Origin of the sequence: Microbacterium sp. NPDC058342 (assembly GCF_042723935.1) — a bacterium.
Lineage (GTDB): Bacteria > Actinomycetota > Actinomycetes > Actinomycetales > Microbacteriaceae > Microbacterium.
This window is the reverse complement of record NZ_JBHXID010000004.1, coordinates 1-5,412: the sequence shown is the minus strand read 5'-3', so window position 1 is coordinate 5,412 and position 5,412 is coordinate 1. Positions and strand designations below refer to the sequence as shown.

Here is a 5,412-nt window from a genome sequence, read left to right as displayed (position 1 = left end):
TGGTTGGTGGGTGTGTGGGTGCGTCCGATCCTTGAGAACTCAACAGCGTGCACTTGTCAAATGCCAAATTATCCTCGTCCAGCCCTGTGGGGTTGGTTGAGAATTCCTTTGGATCAATTTATATGAATGTCAGCAATGATGTTCGTCTCTTTTGGTCAGTTTCAAACTCGCTGCATGGTCGTTTTCCCGGCTGTGTATGCATTTCTTTTTTACGGAGAGTTTGATCCTGGCTCAGGATGAACGCTGGCGGCGTGCTTAACACATGCAAGTCGAACGATGAACCAGGTGCTTGCACTTGGGGATTAGTGGCGAACGGGTGAGTAACACGTGAGCAACCTGCCCCTGACTCTGGGATAAGCGCTGGAAACGGCGTCTAATACTGGATATGTCCCGTCACCGCATGGTGTGCGGGTGGAAAGATTTTTCGGTTGGGGATGGGCTCGCGGCCTATCAGCTTGTTGGTGAGGTAATGGCTCACCAAGGCGTCGACGGGTAGCCGGCCTGAGAGGGTGACCGGCCACACTGGGACTGAGACACGGCCCAGACTCCTACGGGAGGCAGCAGTGGGGAATATTGCACAATGGGCGGAAGCCTGATGCAGCAACGCCGCGTGAGGGATGACGGCCTTCGGGTTGTAAACCTCTTTTAGCAGGGAAGAAGCGAGAGTGACGGTACCTGCAGAAAAAGCACCGGCTAACTACGTGCCAGCAGCCGCGGTAATACGTAGGGTGCAAGCGTTATCCGGAATTATTGGGCGTAAAGAGCTCGTAGGCGGTTTGTCGCGTCTGCTGTGAAATTCCGAGGCTCAACCTCGGGCTTGCAGTGGGTACGGGCAGACTAGAGTGCGGTAGGGGAGATTGGAATTCCTGGTGTAGCGGTGGAATGCGCAGATATCAGGAGGAACACCGATGGCGAAGGCAGATCTCTGGGCCGTAACTGACGCTGAGGAGCGAAAGGGTGGGGAGCAAACAGGCTTAGATACCCTGGTAGTCCACCCCGTAAACGTTGGGAACTAGTTGTGGGGTCCTTTCCACGGATTCCGTGACGCAGCTAACGCATTAAGTTCCCCGCCTGGGGAGTACGGCCGCAAGGCTAAAACTCAAAGGAATTGACGGGGACCCGCACAAGCGGCGGAGCATGCGGATTAATTCGATGCAACGCGAAGAACCTTACCAAGGCTTGACATACACGAGAACGGGCCAGAAATGGTCAACTCTTTGGACACTCGTGAACAGGTGGTGCATGGTTGTCGTCAGCTCGTGTCGTGAGATGTTGGGTTAAGTCCCGCAACGAGCGCAACCCTCGTTCTATGTTGCCAGCACGTAATGGTGGGAACTCATGGGATACTGCCGGGGTCAACTCGGAGGAAGGTGGGGATGACGTCAAATCATCATGCCCCTTATGTCTTGGGCTTCACGCATGCTACAATGGCCGGTACAATGGGCTGCGATACCGTAAGGTGGAGCGAATCCCAAAAAGCCGGTCCCAGTTCGGATTGAGGTCTGCAACTCGACCTCATGAAGTCGGAGTCGCTAGTAATCGCAGATCAGCAACGCTGCGGTGAATACGTTCCCGGGTCTTGTACACACCGCCCGTCAAGTCATGAAAGTCGGTAACACCTGAAGCCGGTGGCCTAACCCTTGTGGAGGGAGCCGTCGAAGGTGGGATTGGTAATTAGGACTAAGTCGTAACAAGGTAGCCGTACCGGAAGGTGCGGCTGGATCACCTCCTTTCTAAGGAGCACTGCAGGACTTCGGTTCTGTCAGAGCCCGATTCACACCGGATGTGTGTGACGGGAGCTCATGGGTGGAACATTTGACATGGTATTCGAGCTGCGAGCTTGGGTTAGTACGGCCTTCGGGTCTGGAACGCTGGGTTCGTGGGTGGGGTGCCTGCACGCTGTTGGGTCCTGAGGGACCGGGCCGGCCTTCGGGTTGGACGGACCTTCGTGGCCCTTACTTCTGTTGCCGTTTGGCAGTGGGGGTGGGGGACCGCCCGTACTTTGAGAACTACACAGTGGACGCGAGCATCTTAAAGAATTATTGATCATCAGTCTTTTCCTGGACTGGTGATTACTCGTGTGATTTCAAGTCTTTAAGAGCAAACGGTGGATGCCTTGGCATCTGGAGCCGAAGAAGGACGTAGCAATCTGCGATAAGCCTCGGGGAATTGATAAGCGAGTTTTGATCCGAGGATTTCCGAATGGGGAAACCCCGCCAGGCGTTTGTGCGACCTGGTGACTCCCGCCTGAATATATAGGGCGGGTAGAGGGAACGTGGGGAAGTGAAACATCTCAGTACCCACAGGAAGAGAAAACAACAGTGATTCCGTGAGTAGTGGCGAGCGAAAGCGGATGAGGCTAAACCGGGTGTGTGTGATAGCCGGCAGGCGTTGCATGCCCGGGGTTGCGGGACTTTTCTTACCATTCTGCCGAGTGGTGGACGTGATGTGACTGCATAGACGAACCGTCTTGAAAGGCGGGCCATAGTGGGTGCCAGCCCCGTAGTTGAAATGCTGCTCACAGCGTGAAGAGTATCCCAAGTAGCACGGGGCCCGAGAAATCCCGTGTGAATCTGTCAGGACCACCTGATAAGCCTAAATACTCCCAGATGACCGATAGCGGACAAGTACCGTGAGGGAAAGGTGAAAAGTACCCCGGGAGGGGAGTGAAATAGTACCTGAAACCGTTTGCTTACAAACCGTTGGAGCCTCCTTAGTAGGGGTGACAGCGTGCCTTTTGAAGAATGAGCCTGCGAGTTAGTGATATGTGGCGAGGTTAACCCGTGTGGGGTAGCCGTAGCGAAAGCGAGTCTGAATAGGGCGATTCAGTCGCATGTCCTAGACCCGAAGCGAAGTGATCTATCCATGGCCAGGCTGAAGCGACGGTAAGACGTCGTGGAGGGCCGAACCCACTTAGGTTGAAAACTGAGGGGATGAGCTGTGGATAGGGGTGAAAGGCCAATCAAACTTCGTGATAGCTGGTTCTCTCCGAAATGCATTTAGGTGCAGCGTTGCGTGTTTCTTGCCGGAGGTAGAGCTACTGGATGGCCGATGGGCCTCACCAGGTTACTGACGTCAGCCAAACTCCGAATGCCGGTAAGTGAGAGCGCAGCAGTGAGACTGTGGGGGATAAGCTTCATAGTCGAGAGGGAAACAACCCAGACCACCATCTAAGGTCCCAAAGCGCGTGCTAAGTGGAAAAGGATGTGGAGTTGCTTAGACAACCAGGAGGTTGGCTTAGAAGCAGCCACCCTTGAAAGAGTGCGTAATAGCTCACTGGTCAAGTGATTCCGCGCCGACAATGTAACGGGGCTCAAGCACGCCACCGAAGTTGTGGCATTGACATTTTTGGTAGGCCTTCGTGGTCCAGCCGTGTTGATGGGTAGGAGAGCGTCGTGTGGCGAGTGAAGCGGCGGTGTGAACCAGCCGTGGACGCCACACGAGTGAGAATGCAGGCATGAGTAGCGAAAGACGTGTGAGAAACACGTCCTCCGGAAGACCAAGGGTTCCAGGGTCAAGCTAATCTTCCCTGGGTAAGTCGGGACCTAAGGCGAGGCCGACAGGCGTAGTCGATGGACAACGGGTTGATATTCCCGTACCGGCGAAGAACCGCCCCAGTCAATCCAGTAATGCTAAGTGTCCAAAGCCAGTCATCGAACCCTTCGGGGTTCACCGGCTGGTGGAGCACACGACCCTATGCTGGTGCGGCTAGCGTATTAACAGGTGTGACGCAGGAAGGTAGCCCAAGCCAGGCGATGGTTGTCCTGGTGCAAGTGCGTAGGCCGAGTCATAGGCAAATCCGTGACTCATACAGGCTGAGACACGATGCGGATAAAAAGTGGGTGATCCTATGCTGCCGAGAAAAGCATCGACGCGAGGTTCAAGCCGCCCGTACCCCAAACCGACTCAGGTGGTCAGGTAGAGAATACCAAGGAGATCGAGAGAATCGTGGTTAAGGAACTCGGCAAAATGCCCCCGTAACTTCGGGAGAAGGGGGGCCATCCACTTATTAGGATTTACTCCGAAAGGGTGTGGTGGCCGCAGAGACTAGTGGGTAGCGACTGTTTACTAAAAACACAGGTCCGTGCGAAGACGCAAGTCGATGTATACGGACTGACGCCTGCCCGGTGCTGGAAGGTTAAGAGGACCGGTTAGCCGCAAGGCGAAGCTGAGAATTTAAGCCCCAGTAAACGGCGGTGGTAACTATAACCATCCTAAGGTAGCGAAATTCCTTGTCGGGTAAGTTCCGACCTGCACGAATGGCGTAACGACTTCCCAACTGTCTCAACCGCGAACTCGGCGAAATTGCATTACGAGTAAAGATGCTCGTTACGCGCAGCAGGACGGAAAGACCCCGTGACCTTTACTACAGCTTGGTATTGGTGTTCGGTGTGGCTTGTGTAGGATAGGTGGGAGACTGTGAAGCCATGACGCCAGTTATGGTGGAGTCATTGTTGAAATACCACTCTGGTCACTCTGGATATCTAACTTCGAACCGTGATCCGGTTCAGGGACAGTGCCTGGTGGGTAGTTTAACTGGGGCGGTTGCCTCCCAAAAAGTAACGGAGGCGCCCAAAGGTTCCCTCAACCTGGTTGGCAATCAGGTGGCGAGTGTAAGTGCACAAGGGAGCTTGACTGTGAGACTGACAGGTCGAGCAGGGACGAAAGTCGGGACTAGTGATCCGGCAGTGGCTTGTGGAAGCGCTGTCGCTCAACGGATAAAAGGTACCTCGGGGATAACAGGCTGATCTTGCCCAAGAGTCCATATCGACGGCATGGTTTGGCACCTCGATGTCGGCTCGTCGCATCCTGGGGCTGGAGTAGGTCCCAAGGGTTGGGCTGTTCGCCCATTAAAGCGGTACGCGAGCTGGGTTTAGAACGTCGTGAGACAGTTCGGTCCCTATCCGCTGCGCGCGTAGGAAGTTTGAGAGGATCTGACCCTAGTACGAGAGGACCGGGTTGGACGAACCTCTGGTGTGCCAGTTGTTCCGCCAGGAGCACCGCTGGTTAGCTACGTTCGGGATGGATAACCGCTGAAAGCATCTAAGCGGGAAGCCGGCCTCAAGATGAGACTTCCATCACCCTCGGGTGGAGAGGCTCCCAGCCAGACGACTGGGTTGATAGGCCAGATGTGGAAGCACGGCAACGTGTGCAGCTGACTGGTACTAATAAGCCGATGACTTGATAACACACCTCCTTCTGCGAGATGAACGCGTCCACTTTGTGGTTCTCGACGTACGGTCGGGAACCGACAACACACACGTGTGTGTTGCCTGAAACGTCAATAGTGTTTCGGCGGCCATAGCGTGAGGGAAACGCCCGGTCACATTCCGAACCCGGAAGCTAAGCCTCACAGCGCCGATGGTACTGCAGGGGGGACCCTGTGGGAGAGTAGGACACCGCCGGACTTCT

3 rRNA genes are annotated in these 5,412 nt (G+C 55.0%); all 3 read left to right on the top strand.

The annotated features are described in order from the left end of the window. Positions 1 to 208 precede the first annotated feature (208 nt). Positions 209 to 1,733, top strand: a 16S ribosomal RNA gene (locus ACFWHT_RS15055). 351 nt (positions 1,734 to 2,084) lie between these two features. Then, positions 2,085 to 5,189: ribosomal RNA gene (locus ACFWHT_RS15050) — 23S ribosomal RNA — on the top strand. A 102-nt stretch (positions 5,190 to 5,291) separates the two neighbouring features. Then, a 5S ribosomal RNA gene (gene rrf / locus ACFWHT_RS15045) occupies positions 5,292 to 5,408 on the top strand. The 16S, 23S and 5S rRNA genes sit together here, the layout of an rRNA operon. Positions 5,409 to 5,412: the final 4 nt, after the last annotated feature.